Here is a 1,915-nt window from a genome sequence, read left to right as displayed (position 1 = left end):
GCCGCCCCTGCCGCCCCCGCGGCGACCTCGGGCGGCTGGGCCGGCCGGTTCGGTGGCACCGCCTCCTCGCGGAGCGGCGTGGCCCTGATGGGAGGATTCGTCCGCAAGGGTCGCTGGACGGCGCCTCGGGTCTTCACCTGCTTCGCCTTCTGGGGCGGCGGTTCCATCGACCTGCGGCACGCCCGCTTCGAGGACCGCGAGGTGGTCATCCGGGCCACCGTGATCATGGGCGGCGTCCAGGTCATCGTGCCCGAGGACGCCGAGGTCGTGGTGGGCGGTCTGGGTGTCATGGGCGCTTTCGACCAGTCCGCGACGGGCGACGGTGTGCCCGGGGCGGTACGCGTCCGGGTGACCGGATTCGCCTTCTGGGGCGGGGTCGGCGTCGAGCGCAAGGCGGCCGACGACACCGGCGGCCCGAAGCGGGACCCGGGGCACGGCCACCGCCTCCACGGCGGCGGCTCCCACTGCGGGGGCCTGCACGGCGGCGGCTCCCGTGGTGCCGGGGACGGCGGCGGCGCCAAGGAACTCGGCTGACGGAGGCCACCGCGCGCCACGCTGACGCCGGCCGTCGCGGCGAGGGGGGAGCAGCTCTGCCGCGACCGCGTACCGGTCGGGGACCGCGGGCATGATCGAGTCGTTGTTCCGGAAGAGTGGCGAGAAGTTTCGGTCGTGGGGGAGACTCGACTCGCTCGACCTGTCCGTTGCCCGTGCCACGCTGTCCCTCCGGGCCGGCGGCCCGGGCGGCAGCGTACGTCGAGCAGCGGCCGACGCACCCGGCGGCCGACGCACACGGGAAGAGGCAGTAGAGGCATGACAGACGGCGGGAGAGGCGAGGCGGCCGCGCAGACCGCCGAGCAGCGGGTCACCATCGCGGCGATCGCCCAGGAGGCGGGCGTGTCGGTGCCGACCGTCTCGCGGGTCGTCAACAACCGGACGGACGTCGCGCCGGCCACCCGCGCCCGGGTGGAGGAACTGCTGCTGCGGCACGGCTACCGCCGCCGCTCGCCGTCCGTCGGCGACCGGGCGGCACTGGTCGACCTGGTCTTCAACGACCTGGACAGCCCCTGGGCGGTGGAGATCATCCGAGGCGTGGAGGAGACCACGCACAACGCCGGTTACGGCACGGTGGTCTCCGCGATCCACGACCGCGAGGGCTCGGCACGTACGTGGATGCGCAACCTGCGGGCCCGCGCCTCCGGCGGGGTGATCCTGGTGACCTCGGTGCTGGAACCGGTCCTGCACGAGGAACTGCACCGGCTGGGGGTGCCGCTGGTGGTGGTGGACCCGGCAGGGGCGCCACTGCTTCCGGCTCCCACCGTGGGGGCGACCAACTGGGCGGGCGGCATGGCCGTCGCCGAGCACCTGCTGCGGCTGGGCCACCGCCGGATCGGGTTCGTGGCCGGCCCGGCCCGGCTGCTGTGCAGCCGCGCCCGGCTCGACGGCTACCGCGCCGCGCTGGAGGCGGCGGGGGTGCCCCTGGACGACGGGCTGGTGGTGCCGGGCGACTTCTACCACGAGTCCGGCTTCGTCGGCTGCGGCCGGCTGATGGACCTTCCGGAACCGCCCACGGCCGTCTTCGCCTCCAGCGACCAGATGGCGCTGGGCGCGATCGAGGCGCTGCGACGCCGCGGGATGCGGGTGCCGGAGGACGTCAGTGTGGTCGGTTTCGACGACCTGCCGGAGGTGCGCTGGTCGGCGCCGCCGTTGACGACGGTCCGGCAGCCCCTGGTGGAGATGGGCAAGGTGGCCGCCCGCACGGTGCTGCGACTCGCCGACGGCGGGGAGGTCGACTCGCCCCGGGTGGAGCTGGCCACCGAACTCGTCGTGCGGGCGAGCACCGCCCCGCCCCGCGCCTGACACGCCGCACCTGAGAGGCCCGGGACGCCCCGCCTGAGGCGCCGCGTGACCGGCGGCG

General features: G+C 75.2%; 1 protein-coding gene and 1 pseudogene. Both read left to right on the top strand.

The window, feature by feature from the left end; all coding sequences use genetic code 11:
- A pseudogene (locus ACYVE9_RS25000) lies at window positions 1-534 on the top strand (hypothetical protein); the annotation flags it as partial.
- A 276-nt stretch (window positions 535-810) separates the two neighbouring features.
- On the top strand, window positions 811-1,857 hold the full coding sequence (locus tag ACYVE9_RS24995) for a LacI family DNA-binding transcriptional regulator (protein ID WP_461030163.1): 1,047 nt from the start codon (window positions 811-813) through the stop codon (window positions 1,855-1,857).
- The last annotated feature ends 58 nt before the right edge of the window (window positions 1,858-1,915 follow it).

Source organism: Streptomyces sparsus (assembly GCF_054776295.1).
This window is presented reverse-complemented; position numbering and strand designations above follow the sequence as displayed.

Excerpts from the sequence above, each read along its gene's own strand:
- ACYVE9_RS24995 (WP_461030163.1), top strand. The coding sequence starts at position 811 with ATGACAGACGGCGGGAGAGGCGAGGCGGCCGCGCAGACCGCCGAGCAG.